The organism is Marinobacter sp. tcs-11 (assembly GCF_002049515.1).
Lineage (GTDB): Bacteria > Pseudomonadota > Gammaproteobacteria > Pseudomonadales > Oleiphilaceae > Marinobacter > Marinobacter nauticus.
The window spans coordinates 538,878-556,041 of sequence record NZ_LLYU01000001.1; the positions used below are offsets into that span (position 1 = coordinate 538,878).

A 17,164-nucleotide genomic window follows, 5' to 3' on the forward strand; every position below is an offset into this window, starting at 1 on the left:
CGGTTATTCTTCGTCGGACTGGCGCTTGATCCACGCCAGTACATGTTCCGAGGGAACCCTCTGCAGGCCCGGTGGCTGCCAGTCGGTCAGTTCACCCTGGCCAAGCACCAGTAACCCCCCCGGTGCCAGACGCTCTGCGAGCCGTTTGACGATCTCCCGTCGGCGCCAGCGACGGAAGTAGATCAGCAGGTTCTGGCAGAAGATAATGTTCATCCCGTGCATGGGGGCTTTATCCAGATCCAGAACATTGAGCCTGGTAAAGCACACCCGGTCACGGATGCTGTTCACAATTTCTACGGTATTCCGCTCCGAGGGCCGGAAATACCTGGCTTTCAGGTCTTCTTCCATTCCCAGCAACTTGCGGGCATTAAACCGGCCCTGGCGCGCTTTTTCGATGGCCGGCTGACTGATGTCCGAGCCGGTTACGCCGAAGAGCGGTTGCACGCCCAACTGAGCCATGCCCTCGTTCAGGATCATCGCGAGCGTGTAAGGCTCCTCGCCGGTGGAGCAGCCAACACTCCAGGCCTCCAGGGCCCGCTTCCTGAACTGTTCCCGGGGACGGGTAAGCACATAATCCGCCACCAGCCGGAAGGCGTCCGGGTCCCGGAAAAACCGGGTTTCCTGAACAGTGAGCCGGTCTACCAGTGTGGCCCACTCCCTGACAGCATCCGGGCCGGATACGATTTTCTCGTAATAGGCCTGGTAGCTGCTGCAACCGATTTCGCGCATCCGGATGCCAAGATTGGTTTCCAGAAACGAGCGCCGTTCGGTGGTCAGGGTTATGCCGGTGCGGTGCTCCAGCAAGGTCTGCCACTGGCTGAACTGCGCGTCGTCCATATCCGGCAGACGGCGCAGTGACCAGATGCCTTCGGCGGGTGACAGTTGGTTATGCGTATGCGCCATAGACCGTCATCTGCCCCGGGCCGGTGATCAGCTGACCACCGGTACGTCGCTGTTTTCCTCTTCTTCCTGATTGGCCATTTCCTCATCCGGCAGGGTGAAGCCGGCAACGGAGGACCGCAGCTCGGAGGCCATTTCTGCCAGGTTACCGATAGACTTCGCGGTAGCGTTGGTACCGGAGGAAGTCTGGGAGGTGATTTCCTGGATAACGTTCATGGTGTTGGAAATGTGCGCCGCAGAGGATGACTGCTGACGGGCGGCGTTGGAGATGTTCTGGATCAACTCCGCCAGGGACATGGATACGTTCTCGATTTCCTCGAGGGCGATACCCGCGTCCTGGGCCAGTCGGGCACCACGGACCACCTCGGCGGTGGTGTGTTCCATGGAGATAACCGCTTCGTTGGTATCAGACTGGATCGTCTTAACCAGGGCTTCAATCTGCTTGGTTGCTGCAGAGGAACGTTCCGCCAGGCGCTGAACTTCGTCCGCAACCACCGCGAAGCCCCGACCCGCGTCACCGGCCATGGAGGCCTGGATTGCCGCGTTCAGGGACAGGATGTTGGTCTGGTCGGCAATGTCGTTGATCAGGGATACGATATCGCCGATTTCCTGGGAGGATTCACCCAGACGCTTGATCCGCTTGGACGTTTCCTGGATCTGCTCCCGGATGTTATCCATGCCGCGAATGGTGTTCTGTACCACTTCTGCGCCTTTCTTCGCGATCGCAACCGACCGCTCCGCAACCGCGGAGGATTCGGCGGCGTTCGAGGATACCTGGTCGATGGACACGGCCATCTCGTTAACCGCAGCGGAGGCGCCGGCAATTTCCTGGGCCTGGTGCTCGGATGCATCGGCGAGGTGCATGGCCGTGGCCTGAGTTTCCTGGGCGGCGGAAGCTACTCGTACCGCAGTACCACGAATGGCCTGTACCAGGCCGCGCATCTGGTCGATCGCGTAGTTGATGGAGTCGGCGATGGCACCGGTGAAGTCCTCGGTTACCGTGGCCTCTGTGGTCAGGTCACCATCGGCCAGATCGGCCAGTTCGTCCAGCAGTCGCAGGATCGCGTTCTGGTTCTGTTCGTTCTGCTCCTGGGTGGTGGCCAGACGCTCCTGGGCGTCGCGGTACAGGGCAAGACCGATAAAGACAACAATCGCAACCATGGCGGCCAGGATGGCGAAGGCCAGGGTCGGGCTGATCAGACGGGAACTGGACTGGGTAGCGAAGTTGTCGGCCAGAGTCGACAGTTCGGCCAGCAGGTTCTCGGAGTTCTGGAAGATGTCACTTGCGGCGGTACGAACCTTGAAGAGGTCGGGAGAGGCTTCAAGGATCGCGTCTACGTTCTGGGAAACGAACTGGAACAGCTCGTCAACCGCTTCCAGACCATAGATGGCGTCTTCGTCCGCTACGCGGGAGATGCCCATGGCGGGATTGCCATTGAGCTGGCCGTCAAGAACCCGGCCGAACAGGCTGGCGTCCCGGCCGAAACGGTCGGCCGCGATAACGGCGTCTTCGTCACCGGACAGTACGTTGTTAACGGAGCGGACAATACGCTCTGCCAGCAGCGACTGACGCTGGGCCAGAGAGATCTGTTCGGCAGGTGCACCGTTATCCAGCAGAATCTGAACGATGTCGTCGTATTCCACCTGCAGCTGGGGAATGGTTTCGTTCAGGGTCCGGGCTACTTCGTGCAGGCCGAGTACTGCATCACGGGTGGAGAGGATGCTGTCGGCGTTTTCACGAACGGTGTTCCAGTGTTCCTGTACGCCACTTTGCTGGGCCAGTTCACTGGGCGGGAGGCCGGTTTCCGGGTTGCCCTCGGTCACGTTGGTCCAGAGCTGCTGGAACTCATCCCGCGAACGACGGAGTTGGTCGAAGGCTTCGGCGGTACCACCGGCGGCCTCGGTCGCGTTCTTCGCGATCTCCTGGGAGAGTACCCGCATTTCCGCGGTGTTGGCGATGTACTGCTGGTCGTGCTGACTGTCCTGGTTAATGATGAACAGTACCACAACGAGCAGGACGGTAAGTGCAATCAGCGCTGCGATCAGGCCGGCAACCAGTTTGTTGCCTCCCTGTCCCATACTGAGTCTTCCGGCTCTGTTTTTCATTTTCTGGCTCCCGGCCTCTTTCTTCTGGAAATGGCAAGTATGTGTAGCGGGTTTCAGACGGTCAGGGTGATGTTCCTGCCAGTACCATCACCCTTACCACTGTGCAACATCAAGAAAGCGTTCGTCTTCCACCAGATCGGTGGCTGAGAACACTTTCCAGACCTCCTCATTACGCTCGTAACCGCCGCTCACAAACGGACGAACGCTGTCGGGCACCCCGTCGGGGGTGGCCCTGAAACTGTCTTTGGCGAAGTACTGCATGCCCAGTACGCTGTCGACGACCAGGCCACTGAATACGTCGCCCTGCTCAACCACCAGAACCCGCCGTTCACGCAGGCTGCGGGAAGAGCGGGGCACATCGAAAAAGGTGGCGAGATCGACCAGGGGTAACAGGCGGCCGCGAACATTGGCCGCTCCCATCAGGAACGACCGAACCCCCGGAACATGGGTGAACCGGGGTACATGCAGGATTTCGGTAACTTCGCCCATGGGGGCAACATAGCGCTCGCCCGAGAGAATAAAACCGATGCCGTTCCAGAGTTCAACGGCTTCCTGTTGTTCCGGCAGACCGGCGGCCATGGACCGGCTGCGCTGGGCGATATCCGTCAGAACGGCAAAAGGGGCGGCCTGGGCGGACATGCGTACTCCAAGGTTGGGGATCAGGCAATCAGGCTGTTGATTGTTTTGATCAGGTCGTCTTCGTTAACTGGCTTGACCAGATAACCCTTGGCACCCTGGCGGGTTCCCCACACCCGGTCAGTTTCCTGATCCTTGGTGGTTACGATCACAACCGGGATGGAAGCGGTTTCCGGCGCACGGGTCAGCTGGCGGGTCGCCTGAAAGCCGTTCAGGCCGGGCATGACAACATCCATCAGCACCAGATCCGGAGTTTCCGCGCGGGCCTTGGCCACACCATCGGCGCCATTATCTGCGGTCAGCACTTCGTGCTTGTGTTTTTCCAGAATGGTGGAAATCTTCTTAACTTCAGTTGGCGAGTCGTCAACAATCAGAATGCGGGCCATGGTTTCCTCGATGGTTCTGTGTGTCAGCAGGGGTTACTGTTCCGCCTGAGGCATGTATTGGCGGATGGTGTTAAGCAGCTCATCCTTGCTGAACGGTTTGGTCAGATACTGGTCCGAGCCTACGATTCGGCCTTTTGCCTTGTCGAACAGGCCGTCCTTGCTCGAAAGCATGATAACCGGCGTCTTTTTAAAAGAGGAATTGTTCTTGATCAGTGCGCAGGTCTGGTAGCCGTCCAGGCGGGGCATCATGATATCGACAAAAATGATGTCCGGCTGGGAGTCGGCAATCTTGGCCAGAGCGTCAAAGCCGTCTGTGGCAGTGATAACCTCACAGCCAACCTTTTTAAGAAGGGTTTCCGCGGTGCGACGAATGGTCTTGCTGTCGTCAATCACCATGATCTTCAGGTTCTCGAAGTTGTCATCCATTGTCCAACTGCCTTGCGCTCTAGCGACTGTCGTTATTTTCGAACGGGGGTTTTAACACAAACGTTAAGGTTGTTCTATAAACCCCGCTCATTTATAGAGTATCCATGGCTGGATAAAAAGTATTAGTTTGTGACCAAATGTACTTCTGCCGCTGCCATCACGGATTTATCTGCGGATTTCTCCGGATGCATTCGCGGCTCGGGTACAATACCATTTGACCTCTCAGCATAGCACTTAATAACCGGTTCGCTCTGCTGACCGGTTCGTGTTTTCTTACCGACAGTTCCAGGAGACGCTATGACAATCCGGCTGGGGATCGTGATGGATCCCATTCAGGATATTCACTTCAAGAAAGACAGTTCTCTGGCCATGCTGCATGCCGCCCAGAAACGTGGCTGGGAAATCGAGTACATGGAACTGCCGGATCTCTATCTTGCGGGCGGCCAGGCCCGGGCTCACACCCGTGGGCTGACTGTGCACATGGATCCGGACAACTGGTACAGCTTCGGCGCCAGTCAGGATCGTGCGCTGGGTGACCTCGACGTCATTCTGATGCGGCAGGACCCACCGGTGGACCGGGAATTCCTGATGGCCACCTATATACTGGAATCGGCGGAGCAGCAGGGCGCTCTGGTGGTCAATCCGGCGGCCACTCTGCGGGACTGCAACGAAAAACTGTTTGCCACCCAGTTTGAAGACCTGACACCGCCGCTGATCGTGACCCGCTCTGCCCAGCGTTTCCGGGAATTCTATGCCGAACATGGTGACATCATCATGAAACCAGTGGACGGCATGGGTGGCCGCTCGATATTCCGGGTCAAGGAAAACGATGCCAATCTCGGGGTCATCATCGAAACCCTCACCAATTACGGCAGCCATCAGGCCATGGCCCAGAAATTCATCCCCGAAATCACCGAAGGTGACAAGCGTATTCTGCTGATTGAGGGCGAGCCGGTACCCTATGCCCTTGCACGCATTCCGTCACACGGTGAGAATCGCGGCAACCTGGCCGCCGGTGGTCGGGGTGAGGGCCGGGAGCTGACCGAGCGTGACCGTCAGATCTGTGCCCGGGTAGCGCCGGTGATCAAGGAAAAGGGTCTGATGTTCGTGGGGCTTGATGTCATTGGTGACTATCTCACGGAAATCAACGTCACCAGCCCCACCTGCATTCGTGAGCTGGATGCGGCGTTTGGCATCGACATTGCCGGCATGCTGATGGACGCCATCGAGCGACGTCTGGCCAGAGACTGAAGACCGATCACAGCTTTTGAGCGCACAAGGAGACTCAGGAACCGTCATGGCAACCCAGGTTAGCGATTTCGATCGGTTTTCCTTCACCCTGTTTATGGCATTGGCCGTTCATGCCATGTTGGTGTTGGGGATTACCTTTGCCCCGGAATCGCCCCGGTCTTCGGCTCAGACCATGGAAATTACCCTGTCCCGGTTCGACGATGAGCAGGCGCCGGAGAAAGCCGATTTTCTGGCCCAGACTAGTCAACAGGGCAGTGGCTCGGAAGAGCAGGCCATGGAAATGACCTCGCCCAATCCCTCCGAGATCAGTCAGCCGGAGCTGGCCCAGGTGCAACCCGAGCCACAGACCACCACCCGGCCTCAGCCTCAACAGGAGCGGGCGGTCGTCCAGACCGAGACTCGCACCGAGCGCCAGGCGTCAAGGCCCGAGGAGCGAACCGAGCCCCAGGAAGAGCCCTTGCCCCAGAGCGAGAAAAAGAGCCTGATGGAGCGCAGCCTGGAGATTGCCAGCCTGGAGGCGCGGTTTGACGCACAGCAGCGGGCCTATGCCCGCAAACCCCGGGTAATGCGGGTAACGGCAGCCTCGACCCTGAAGTCCAGCAACGCCTGGTATGTGCAGAACTGGGTGAGCAAGGTGACCCGGGTGGGCAACATCAACTATCCCACCGAAGCCAGGCAGGCAGGCATCTACGGCACCCTGCGCATGCTGGTTTCGCTGAAGAAAGATGGCACAATCAAGGAAGTGGCAATCCTCCAGTCCTCCGGCAGCACGGTGCTGGATGATGCCGCAATCCGAATTGTGCGTATGGCCGCTCCGTTTGCGCCTTTCCCGGAGGAAATGCGTCAGGACGTGGACGAACTGGAAATCATACGCACCTGGTCATTTCAGAGACGGGGGCTTACATCAGGATGACGGCCGAACACGACACCACAGGCAGTCTCAGGCACCACTTCCTGGTGGCTTCGCCCTGGTTGGCTGATCCCCGCTTTCACGGTGGGGTGATCTACCTTTGCGAACACTCGGAGGAGGGCGCGCTGGGGCTGATGATCAATCAGCCGCTGGATATCCACCTGGGTGAGATCCTCGAGCAGCTCGACATGCACGGCGGGGAACTGGACTTGCCGGTATACACCGGCGGGCCGGTTCAGCCAGAGCGCGGCTTTGTTCTGCACTCGCCGGGCCGGCAGTGGAAGAATACCGCGCGAGTCACCGATGGGGTGTTCTTGACCACCTCCCGGGATATTCTGGAAAGCATTGGCCGGGATGAGGGGCCGGAATCGTTTCTGGTGGCACTGGGTTACTCTGGCTGGGGCGAGGGTCAGCTGGAGGAAGAGCTGGGCAGCAATGCCTGGTTGACCTGCCCGGCCAGTACCGACATTCTGTTCCGCACGCCGGCAGACCAACGTTACCAGGCGGTACTCCGCCTGATGGGCATTGATCTGAACCAGCTCAGTGATTCGGTGGGTCATGCCTGATCCCGGTAACCGTCGACTACTGGCCTTTGATTTCGGCACCCGGCGTATCGGGGTGGCGTCAGGGCAGGAAATGCTCGGAACCGGCCAGCCCCTGGCCATGCTTCCGGCCAGGGACGGGATTCCCGACTGGCAGCAGATCGAGGCGCTGCTGGCGGAATGGCAGCCGGATATTGTCCTGGTTGGCCTGCCTCTGAATATGGATGACACCGAAAATGAGATGTGCGCGCGGGCCCGCAAGTTCGGCAAGCGTTTGCACGGCCGCTACCATGTCACGGTCGAAATGGTGGATGAACGACTCACCAGCTACGAAGCCAAGGGCGAGGTGATGGCCGGTGGTGGCAGCCGCGATTTCGGCCGCCACGGCGTCGATGACCGTGCCGCCGTGCTGATACTGGAAACCTGGTGCCGGGAGCAGGCCGGCTGATCTGATAAACGAGGCTGTAATGACCGCATTGCTTGATATAGACCAGCTGCTCGACACCTTGGAATCCGGCCTGCGTCAGATTCTCCAGGCGCGTGGCGTGGATGACCCGGTGCTGATCGGAATCAGGACCGGCGGTGTCTGGCTGGCGGATGTGTTGGGGAAGCGCCTGGGTATTGCCCAGCCTTTCGGAGAGCTGGACATCTCGTTCTACCGGGATGACTTCAGCCGCATTGGTCTGAACCCCCGGGTGATGCCGTCCAGTCTGCCGTTTGATACCGAAGGCCGGGACATCATCCTGATCGACGACGTGATCATGAGTGGCCGGACGATCCGGGCTGCCATGAACGAAATATTCGACTACGGCCGTCCGGCCAGTATCATACTGGCCACGCTGATCGATATGGGCGCCAGGGAACTACCAATCCAGCCGGATGTGGTGGGACGGGCCCTGACGCTGGAAGCCCATCAACGAGTGAAACTGCGTGGCCCCGAGCCACTGCGCATTGAAGTACAGGAATCCGGGCAGTAAACCTTCCCAACTGATAACAGGCGAGCCATGACCGCGAACGACCCTTCCCCGAACCACTTGCAGCTGACCCGGGATGGTCAGTTGCGGCATTTCCTGACGCTGGATGGCCTGGGCCAGCCACTGCTCACGGATATTCTCGACACCGCCGACTCCTTTATTGAGGTGGGAGAGAGAAGTATCAAGAAAGTGCCCCTTCTCAGAGGCCGCACCGTAGTCAACCTGTTCTTTGAATCCAGTACCCGGACCAGGAGTACGTTCGAACTCGCGGCCAAGCGCCTGTCTGCCGACGTCCTGAACCTGGATATTTCTACCTCAGCTACCTCCAAGGGTGAATCCCTGTCCGATACCCTGCTTAATCTGGAGGCCATGGCTTCGGATATGTTCGTAGTGCGTCATTCCCAGAGCGGCGCGCCGCATTTCATAGCCGAGAGTGTGACCCCGGGCGTTGCCATCATCAATGCCGGTGACGGCCGCCACGCCCATCCCACCCAGGCGATGCTGGACATGCTGACCATCCGTCAGCACAAGGGCCGATTCGAAGGCCTGAAAGTTGCCATTGTCGGGGATGTGCTGCACTCCCGGGTGGCGCGCTCGCAGATTCGTGCTTTGAATGTGCTGGGCGCGGAAGAGGTGCGGGTGATTGCTCCCGGCACGCTGCTGCCCAGAGATGTCGAGGATCTTGGCTGTACCGTGGAATACGATATGGCCCGGGGCATGAAAGACCTGGATGTGGTGATCATGCTGAGGCTTCAGAAGGAGCGCATGGAAGGTGCCCTGCTACCCAGTGAACGTGAGTTTTACCGTCTGTACGGGCTGAATCAGGAAAAGCTGGGGCTGGCAAAGCCCGATTGCATCGTTATGCATCCGGGCCCGATCAACCGCGGGGTCGAGATCGAGTCAGCGGTGGCCGATGGCCCCCAGTCGGTCATTCTTAACCAGGTCACCAATGGTATTGCTATCCGGATGGCGGTGATGTCCATGGCCATGGGTGGTCAGATGGCGGAGCGTCAGCAAAGACAGCAGGAGGGCCTGGCATGACAGCGTCAGCGAACTGGAATGAGGGCGGCCTGAAACTGACCGGCGGGCAGTTGTTTGAGCCGGGCAAGGGGTTGATCAGTAACCCGGGCTTGTTGGTGCGCAATGGTCGCATAGAGGCGGTTGGAGAGCAGGCCCAGGCAGCCGAGAGCGCCGCAACACTGGACGCCGCCGGGCAGGTGATCGCGCCCGGTTTTATCGACCTGTGCTGTAATCTCCGGGAGCCGGGCAATGGCCAGAAGGGCAATATTGCCTCGGAAACACGAGCCGCCGCCCATGGTGGTTTCACCACGGTCTGTGCCTCGCCGGAAACCTCGCCGGTCAATGATTCCGGTGCCGTGACCAATCTGATTCTCGACAGCGTGGCCTCCCGAGGTGTGGTTCGGGTGCTGCCGATCGGTGCCATCACCCGTGGCCTTGATGGCGATATGCTCAGTGATATGGCCGGCCTGAAAGCAGCCGGTTGCGTGGCGGTCGGCAATGGTTCCCGGGGCGTGCGCAATGCCCGCATTCTGCGCCGGTGTATGGCCTATGCCCAGACCTTCGGACTGACCGTGATGTTCAGTCCGGAAAATACGGCACTGGCGGCCGATGGCTACGCCCATGATGGCCAGGTCACCACGCGTCTGGGGCTGCTGGGTATTCCCGAGGTGGCCGAAACGGCCGCGGTTATGGAAATGCTACTGCTGGCGGAAGAGACCGGGGTGCGCCTGCACCTGAGCCAGCTGTCCTGCGCCCGCAGCGTCGAGATGCTGGCCCAGGCCCGGGATCGCGGCGTGAAGGTTACCGCCGATGTTGCCATGCACCAGTTGGTCTTCACCGAGTCGGCCCTGGCCGGCTTCGACAGTCGTTTTCATGTCCGGCCTCCCCTGCGCGGAGAAGCCGACCGTCAGGCGCTGGTGGCCGGTGTGCGGGACGGCGTTATCGATGCAATTGTGAGTCAGCATCAGCCCCATGATTCCGCGGCCAAGCAGGCCCCGCTGCCCGCGACCGAGCCCGGGCTGTCGAGCATCGAAAGCGTGCTGTCCCTGGGTCTGGAGCTGGTACAGAATCATGAGTTGGAATTGCCGGATTTGCTGCGGGCACTGACCGCTGGCCCGGCGGCTGTCCTGGGCCGGGAAGTGGCTCTGACGGCCGGGGCTGCTGCTGATCTTTGTCTGTTTGACCCGGATGGCCACTGGCAGCCTTCCGCAGCAACGCTGCTGTCGGCTGGGCGGCACGCTCCGGTTCTGGAACGAGCCCTGCCAGGGGAGGTGAAACTCACCCTGGTGGCAGGTCGCACCGCCTGGCAGGCTCCCGGAACACCTCTTTGAAAAATGAGGCAGAGGTGGCTCCGCCTCTGTCGACATCATCACAGAACTCGCCGGTTTTGCTGAAAAACCCTTGATGGCAGGCACCTGAGCCAACGTATTCTATGACCTGACCCTCTACGGTCAGGTCATAGAATACGAGAGCCAGTCACCCGGATGTGACCGGCCCGACAATAAAAACTCAGGAGTCATCCCGTGAAATCAATCCGCTTTTCCCGCCGGCTCGCCATGGCGGCCGTCCTGTGTGCCAGCGTGGTGGCACCCTCCCTGGTTCAGGCCCAGGATGAAATCCTTGAGCGCAGTTTCTGTGTGTTTGACCCGGTTGGTGCCAATGGCCCGCTGTTTGCCATTACCAAGGAGTTCCAGCCGGTGGCCCTCAAGCGAGGCATCAAGCTGGAACTGCGTGCCTACACCGATGAAAAAGTAGCGGCCGAAGACTTCAAGGCCGGTCAGTGCGATGCCGTGTTGCTGACCGGCACCCGTGCCCGGGAATTCAACAAGTTTACCGGTAGCCTCGAAGCCATGGGGGCAGTGCCGGGTGAAGAAGAAATGCGCCTGTTGTACAACACCCTGAGCCAGCCCAAGGCCCGGCCGTTCCTGGTTGACGGGCCCTATGAGGTAGCCGGTGTCTTTCCTGCCGGGGCCATTTACCTGTATACCCGCGACCGGGCCATTGATTCGGTCGAGAAACTCCAGGGCAAACGCATCGCAACGCTGGATTACGACTCGGCCTCGGTGCGCATGGTCCGTCATGTCGGCGCATCGGTGGTTGGCTCCAACTCCGCCAACTTTGCCGGCAAGTTCAATAATGGCAGTGTCGACCTGGCCTATGCACCAGCCGTGGCCTATCAGCCTCTGGAACTCTATAAGGGCGTTAATTCCAAGGGTGGGGTGTTCAAGTATGCCCTGGCGTACATGAACTTCCAGGTCATTATTCATCGCGACCGTTTCCCGGAAGACGCCGGCCAGATGGTTCGGGATGAGTCCATCAAGCGGATTGATCAGGCCTACGAGATCATTGCGGAAGCGGAGTCCGGGATTCCTGCCGAGGTTTGGATGCACCCGCCCCGGGAAGATGTGGCCGAGTACGACAAGATGCTGCGCCAGGTTCGTCTTTCACTGTTGGAGGACGGGGTCTATGACGAGCGCGCCATCAAGTTGATGAAGGCGATTCGCTGTCGGGTGGATGGCTCCCGTTCGGAGTGCGCATCCTGAGGCACTGAGCGGCCCGCATACAGAGCGGGCCGCAGGTGATCAGCGGATGGCGTCTTTCAGGGCCTTGCCGGCCTTGAAACCCACGGTCTTGCTGGCAGGGATCTGGATGCTTGAGCCGGTTTGCGGGTTGCGCCCGCTGCGGGCTTCCCGGCTGCGGATGTTGAAGGTACCGAAACCGATCAGTGTCACGTCCTCTCCCCGCGCGGCAGCCGCCGACACCTGGTCGGTAAACGCGTTGATTACCTCTCCGGCCTTTTCCCGGGTAAGGCCGGTTTTGTCGGCAATGGCAGCAGCAAGTTCAGGTTTGCGCATCGGATACTCCTGATTATTCGTTCTGATTGTTGTTGGTTATTGCCCCGGCCAGGCCGGAGGCTGAAGCAATCTATAGTGGCTTTGGGCTGAATCTGCAAACCTTCTTCGGTAACGATATGTTCCCGGAGGCGTCATTTGCGGGATCGGTCTCATAAACCCGGGGCGGAGTTCGTCATAATGAACGCCGGTTACAGACTGTAACAAACGGTGCAGTCCGCCCCCATCTTCTGGACAGAACACAAGAACAAAAGGTTGAAAGGTATGAAGGGTTTCCGGAGATCCCCGACAACATCATCTGGGCTTCGCGGCATGGTGGCGGCATTGACTGCCGGTCTCCTGCTGAGCGGCTGCGGGGCGGTCAATAACATGATCTACAAGACCACGGGGGATGTCATGAAGGGCTTCTCCCGCAACCATACCGTCCCCTACCTCATGGAGTCGGACGATCTGGCCATGGGCTGTTCCATGAGCGAGGCTACCGCGCCGCTGTTGATGTCGTTTGGTCGGGTAACCAGCGAGCCGGATCAACTGGCTGTGATGCTCTACCTGTCTTCGGGCAGTTGTGCGGAAGAGCAGGCCAGGGAGCATGAGCTGGCAGGGTTGGCCGCCATGCACTCCATGGACGCGACCGCGGCGGAAGACGCCTTTATTCGCCAGAAGCGTGCCCATACCCTGGCCGCTCGCCGCTATCTGAAAAGCTGGCAGCATCACAATAGCCACTATGGCAACCCGGATGAAACCGAGTGCCCGGATTTCGACGATGACATGGACGAGTTCATGTACATGGCCGGTTTGCTGTCCGGGCTGCAGGCGCTTAACGCCCAGATCCAGGCCACTTCCTCGGTGGGCGTTCCGTTCAATACCGGCTCCGTGGTGGGCCGTGCTACCCAGTGTCTGGATAACAAGAAATGGTGGGGCGCCCCCATGGGCCTGCGTGCCACGGTCTGGGCCATGATCCCGGGAACCCAGCCCCAGGGTGAAGATGCCTTCGAGCGCCTGGCCATTGCCGCGGAGCAGGGCGAGGAAGCTGGCGTCCGACTGGGCCATGTGTTCCAGGCCATTGCGGCCATGAACAAGAATGATGAAGCCCTGGTGAAGTCGGTTATCCGGGACCATGCTGAATCCCTTGAGGCCAATCCCGCCAACGAGGAATGGCGGTTTGTGGATGCCATGGCGACCAATATGCTGGTGGCGATTTCGGATCGGTTGTGGGTGGAAAACACCGGCCACCGCACCCCCATCGGGCAGTTCGGTGCCTTCTGGGATGACCAGCGTGAACCGGTCGAGACCATGGATCTGGACGACCTGTTGTAACCATCATCAAGCCGAGTAAGCCGTTATGCCCCAGGGTGGTTTTCGTCGTAGTGGTCTGGAGTGGTTTTCATCGCTGCCGGCCTGTCTGTTGTTGCTGGCTGTGGTTCTGTTCTCCACCAGCAGTGATATTCATAATCAGATGTTGCGCGCTGGTGAGCAGCTCTGGAGCGGTTATTACAAGCTGCGCATGGACCCGGTACAACCGGAGTGCGACCTCAACCGGGATATTGAGGCAGAGGTCGCTCGGGAGCTGGCTGAGCAAGCGCCGGCAGACGACCCGATGGCAGCACTGCTTGGCGCCCATGAAAAAGACCCCCGGGAAGTCCGTCTTGCCATAGAGCGCTCGGTGGCGGATTGCCGGGCCGCTCACGCCAGTTACGAAGACCTGCAGGACAAACTGACTCCCGGTGTGAAAGCCTATCGGGCGGTAGAGCTTTTTGTAGCCGACCTGATCGCGTTCGGGCTCACAGCCCAACGCTATGTTCTGGTGATTCTGGTGATGCTGTGTGCGGTGACCGCCACACTCACCCGCCATCACATTGCCATGCGAGCCATGGAGACCCGGCTGGACTACACCGTCTCCCACACTCTGCAAACCATTGCCAACGCCATGTTGCTGGGCTCGTCAGTGATCTTCCGGCAATCCAGCCTGGCCAGCAGCACCGCCGTATCCGGTGAGGAGCTGCTGCTACACAATTTCTGGATTGTCGGCTTTGCCTGCCTGACGCTGGCGAGCCTCTATCGCCTGTTCCGCGTGCCCGACAATCTGGCGCCGGGGGGCAATCTGAATCAGGCGTTTCTGTCGGTTCCGCTCTATACCGTGATGTGTCTGATTTCAGGTACCTACTTCGCGCTGATCGGCCATTCCTCCGGTATCGGGATCTATCTGGGCAAGATGATGGAACTGGCCGACATGTTCCTGAATGTGGGACTGTACGTGTGGGTGGGCATGATGCTGAAACAGACCCGCCTGGCGACTCTGGTTTTCAATATTTTCCGGCCCTGGCGTATGCCGCCGGAGATGCTGGCGGTGGTGGCCGTTCTGGTGGCGGCGGTACCTACCGCCTATACCGGTGCTTCCGGTATTTTTGTAATTGCTGCCGGTGCCGTTATCTACAGTGAGCTCCGAGCGGCGGGCGCGCGCCGACATCTGGCCCTGGCGGCCACGGCCATGTCGGGCTCCCTGGGTGTGGTATTGCGGCCGTGTCTGCTGGTGGTGGTGATTGCCTACCTGAACCGAGAGGTGACGACCGATGAGTTGTTTGGCTGGGGCATCTGGGTATTCGTACTGACCGCCACCATGTTTGCGATGGTGGCTCTCACGGTGAACCGGCAGAGCCAGTTTGACCTGGCCCCGGCGGCCGATGCCTTTCCGGCGTCCATCCAGGCTTTGCGGCCATTGATTCCCTATGTGATCGTGATCGCTGCCGTAGTGCTGTTCTACCGGCTTGCCCTGGATGTGAAGATGGACGAATTTTCGGCGCCCCGGTTGCTGCCGGTGATCATGCTGGCCATTCTGGTATATGAGCATATCAGCCTGAAAAATGGCCGGGGCCGGGCGTCCGGTGAGATCAATCACCAGGGGCTGGAGCGCAGCGTTCGTGGCGCGACCAACGATACCACCGCCGAGATTGGCGCCCTTTTGTTGCTGCTGGGGCTGTCGGTGAGCATTGGTGGTGTGATCGAGCGCTCCCACATCATGGAAACTTTCCCGCAGGCGTTCGACAGTCCCTGGTCTGCCATGCTGCTGATGGTAGTGATCCTGGTGATTCTGGGGATGATCATGGACGCCTTCGGGGCGGTGATTCTGGTAACCGCAACGGTGGCGACCATAGCCTACTCCAGCGGTATTCACCCGGTGCATTTCTGGATGGTGACGCTGGTAGCCTTCGAGCTTGGCTACCTGAGCCCGCCTGTGGCCCTGAACCATCTGCTCACCCGCCAGGTGGTGGGCGAGGCTGAGGTGCTGGCGGCCCAGCAGGAAGGTGGAACCTTCTACCAGCGCCACGAACGCATCATCATGCCACTGATTGCCATGGGTATTTCTCTGGTACTGGTGGCCTTTGTGCCGTTGCTGTTCTACGCCAACTGATTTCTCTGCCCGAGGCCGCCCCGGCGGCCTGTCTGGTCTGTGTTCTCAAACCAAAGGCACAAAAAAAGCGCCGAGCTTTCGCAAGGCGCTTTTTTTATGGCAGTGGGAAAGCGGCTTTAGCCGGCTTTCGGGCCCGCTTCAACAATGGCGTCGGCCACGTCGAATTTCTTGAAGTTTTCCACGAACTGGGCAATCAGCTCCTGAGCCTTGCCGTCGTAGTAGTCCGGGCTGACCCAGGTGGTGCGCGGGTTCAGCAGCTCGGTGTCTACGCCCGGAACGTGCTTGGGCACGTCCAGATTCAGGGCATCCAGGTGCTCGGTTTCGACGTCGTCCAGATCGCCGTTCTGGATGGCGGCAATGATGGCGCGGGTGGTCGGAATGCTGAAACGCTTGCCTTCACCGTAGGGGCCACCGGTCCAGCCGGTGTTGACCAGAAATACCTTGCTGCCGAATTCGTCGATACGCTTCATCAGCAGCTCGGCATAGACGCCGGCCGGGCGCGGGAAGAACGGCGCACCAAAGCAGGTCGAGAAGGTGGACTTCAGCTTGGAGGATGAGCCCATTTCGGTGGAGCCCACCAGCGCGGTGTAGCCACTCAGGAAATGGTACGCAGCCGCTTCACGACTCAGGATGGATACCGGAGGCAGAACGCCGGTCATGTCGCAGGTCAGGAAGATGATGTGCGAGGGCTCACCGGCACGGTTCTCGATCACGCGCTTTTCGACGTGCTCGAGCGGATAGGCGCAGCGGGAGTTTTCGGTCAGTGAAACGTCGTTGTAATCCGGCTCGCGGGTCTCCGGATCAATCATCACGTTCTCAACGATGGCGCCGAAACGGATGGCGTCCCAGATGATCGGTTCGTTCTTCTGGCTCAGGTCGATGCACTTGGCGTAGCAACCGCCTTCAATATTGAATACGGTGCCCGGGCCCCAGCCGTGCTCATCGTCACCGATCAGGAACCGGTGCGGGTCTGCAGACAGGGTGGTTTTGCCGGTGCCGGACAGGCCGAAGAACAGGCAGGTCTCGCCGGTTTCACTGACGTTGGCTGAGCAGTGCATGGGCAGAACGTCTTTCTCGGGCAGAAGGAAGTTCTGAACCGAGAACATGGCTTTTTTCATTTCGCCTGCGTAGTGCATGCCGGCCAGCAACACCTTGCGCTTGGCGAAGTTGATGATGACGCAGCCGTCGGAGTTGGTGCCATCACGCTCCGGTACACACTCGAAATTAGCGGCGTTGAGAATCTGCCATTCCTGCTTGTCGGCCGGGTTGAAGCTATCCGGGCGAATGAACAGGTTGCGGCCGAACAGGTTCTGCCACGCGGTTTCCGTGGTCATTTTTACCGGCAGGTAGTGTTCCGGGTCGGAACCAACGTGAACGTGAGAGACGAAGCGGTCTTTTTCGGCGATGTAGGCTTCAACGCGATCCCACAGGGCATCGAACTTTTCAGCATCGAACGGGCGGTTGATCGGACCCCAGTGAATGTCGTCGGCGGTGCTGGGCTCCTCGACGATAAAGCGGTCCATAGGAGACCGGCCGGTACGCTCACCGGTGGTGACCACCAGAGAACCGTTGGATGCCAGCTGGCCTTCGTTCCTTGCTAATGCCAGCTCGACCAGTCGTGCTGTACTCAGATCATTATAAGTGTTGCTCACTTCGACCTCGCCCTCGGGATGTCTTCGTGATTGCCCAGGCCGTCCCCCCGAAAATTGACGGAAAACTGAACAATCGGGTCAATTCAGGCGCGCTATTATG

At 59.5% G+C, this 17,164-nt stretch carries 17 protein-coding genes; 10 read left to right on the top strand and 7 right to left on the bottom strand.

Translation table 11 applies throughout. The annotated features are described in order from the left end of the window. Window positions 1–3 precede the first annotated feature (3 nt). The 5 genes from ARC85_RS02385 to pilG all read right to left on the bottom strand — a co-directional run bounded on the left by ARC85_RS02385 (window position 4) and on the right by pilG (window position 4,454). Window positions 4–903, bottom strand: coding sequence for a CheR family methyltransferase (locus ARC85_RS02385; RefSeq protein WP_011787174.1), 900 nt, complete (start codon window positions 901–903; stop codon window positions 4–6). Window positions 904–930: 27 nt separating this feature from the next. After that, a complete protein-coding gene (locus ARC85_RS02390) occupies window positions 931–3,006 on the bottom strand; it encodes a methyl-accepting chemotaxis protein (RefSeq protein ID WP_011787173.1) in 2,076 nt (691 codons plus the stop codon). Between the two features lie 93 nt (window positions 3,007–3,099). Beyond that, entirely contained in the window at window positions 3,100–3,645 is a 546-nt protein-coding gene (locus ARC85_RS02395) for a chemotaxis protein CheW (protein ID WP_011787172.1), read from the bottom strand. Between the two features lie 20 nt (window positions 3,646–3,665). Continuing rightward, window positions 3,666–4,028, bottom strand: coding sequence for a twitching motility response regulator PilH (gene pilH, locus ARC85_RS02400; protein WP_011787171.1), 363 nt, complete (start codon window positions 4,026–4,028; stop codon window positions 3,666–3,668). Between the two features lie 33 nt (window positions 4,029–4,061). Continuing rightward, window positions 4,062–4,454 carry a twitching motility response regulator PilG gene (pilG, locus tag ARC85_RS02405; RefSeq protein WP_011787170.1) on the bottom strand — a complete coding sequence of 131 codons (393 nt, stop codon included), beginning with the start codon at window positions 4,452–4,454 and terminating at the stop codon, window positions 4,062–4,064. 297 nt (window positions 4,455–4,751) lie between these two features. Between pilG and gshB the strand changes: the two genes are divergently transcribed. The 8 genes from gshB (at window position 4,752) to ARC85_RS02445 (ending at window position 11,694) form a co-directional block, all read left to right on the top strand. Beyond that, the gene (gshB, locus tag ARC85_RS02410; protein ID WP_011787169.1) at window positions 4,752–5,705 is read left to right on the top strand and encodes a glutathione synthase; all 954 of its coding nucleotides are present in this window, start codon (window positions 4,752–4,754) and stop codon (window positions 5,703–5,705) included. Window positions 5,706–5,751: 46 nt separating this feature from the next. After that, window positions 5,752–6,618: an energy transducer TonB gene (locus ARC85_RS02415; RefSeq protein WP_153739616.1), complete on the top strand. Its 867-nt coding sequence runs from the start codon at window positions 5,752–5,754 to the stop codon at window positions 6,616–6,618. Beyond that, a complete protein-coding gene (locus ARC85_RS02420; RefSeq protein ID WP_153739615.1) occupies window positions 6,615–7,181 on the top strand; it encodes a YqgE/AlgH family protein in 567 nt (188 codons plus the stop codon). Before ARC85_RS02415 ends, ARC85_RS02420 begins: the two co-directional genes overlap by 4 nt. After that, complete coding sequence (ruvX, locus tag ARC85_RS02425; protein WP_153739614.1) at window positions 7,174–7,605, top strand: Holliday junction resolvase RuvX; 432 nt, start codon at window positions 7,174–7,176, stop codon at window positions 7,603–7,605. Before ARC85_RS02420 ends, ruvX begins: the two co-directional genes overlap by 8 nt. A 19-nt stretch (window positions 7,606–7,624) precedes the next feature. Continuing rightward, window positions 7,625–8,134 (top strand): bifunctional pyr operon transcriptional regulator/uracil phosphoribosyltransferase PyrR, encoded by a 510-nt coding sequence (gene pyrR, locus ARC85_RS02430; RefSeq protein WP_011787165.1) that lies wholly within the window; start codon window positions 7,625–7,627, stop codon window positions 8,132–8,134. Window positions 8,135–8,161: 27 nt separating this feature from the next. After that, a complete protein-coding gene (locus ARC85_RS02435) occupies window positions 8,162–9,172 on the top strand; it encodes an aspartate carbamoyltransferase catalytic subunit (protein WP_286714236.1) in 1,011 nt (336 codons plus the stop codon). Continuing rightward, complete coding sequence (locus ARC85_RS02440; RefSeq protein WP_011787163.1) at window positions 9,169–10,482, top strand: dihydroorotase; 1,314 nt, start codon at window positions 9,169–9,171, stop codon at window positions 10,480–10,482. The genes ARC85_RS02435 and ARC85_RS02440 overlap by 4 nt, the downstream gene beginning before the upstream one ends. 192 nt (window positions 10,483–10,674) lie before the next feature. Then, window positions 10,675–11,694, top strand: coding sequence for a putative solute-binding protein (locus tag ARC85_RS02445; RefSeq protein ID WP_011787162.1), 1,020 nt, complete (start codon window positions 10,675–10,677; stop codon window positions 11,692–11,694). Between the two features lie 39 nt (window positions 11,695–11,733). Here ARC85_RS02445 and ARC85_RS02450 read toward each other — a convergent pair whose 3' ends face one another. Continuing rightward, the gene (locus tag ARC85_RS02450; RefSeq protein ID WP_286714237.1) at window positions 11,734–12,006 is read right to left on the bottom strand and encodes an HU family DNA-binding protein; all 273 of its coding nucleotides are present in this window, start codon (window positions 12,004–12,006) and stop codon (window positions 11,734–11,736) included. 261 nt (window positions 12,007–12,267) lie between these two features. Between ARC85_RS02450 and ARC85_RS02455 the strand changes: the two genes are divergently transcribed. Both ARC85_RS02455 and ARC85_RS02460 read left to right on the top strand, forming a co-directional pair. Then, a complete protein-coding gene (locus tag ARC85_RS02455) occupies window positions 12,268–13,320 on the top strand; it encodes a hypothetical protein (RefSeq protein WP_286714238.1) in 1,053 nt (350 codons plus the stop codon). A gap of 25 nt (window positions 13,321–13,345) precedes the next feature. Beyond that, window positions 13,346–15,412, top strand: a complete 2,067-nt coding sequence (locus tag ARC85_RS02460) for a TRAP transporter large permease subunit (protein WP_286714239.1) — start codon at window positions 13,346–13,348, stop codon at window positions 15,410–15,412. Window positions 15,413–15,528: 116 nt separating this feature from the next. Here the strand turns inward: ARC85_RS02460 and ARC85_RS02465 are convergent, their stop codons facing one another. Beyond that, window positions 15,529–17,064 carry a phosphoenolpyruvate carboxykinase gene (locus ARC85_RS02465; protein ID WP_022991326.1) on the bottom strand — a complete coding sequence of 512 codons (1,536 nt, stop codon included), beginning with the start codon at window positions 17,062–17,064 and terminating at the stop codon, window positions 15,529–15,531. Between the last annotated feature and the right edge of the window lie 100 nt (window positions 17,065–17,164).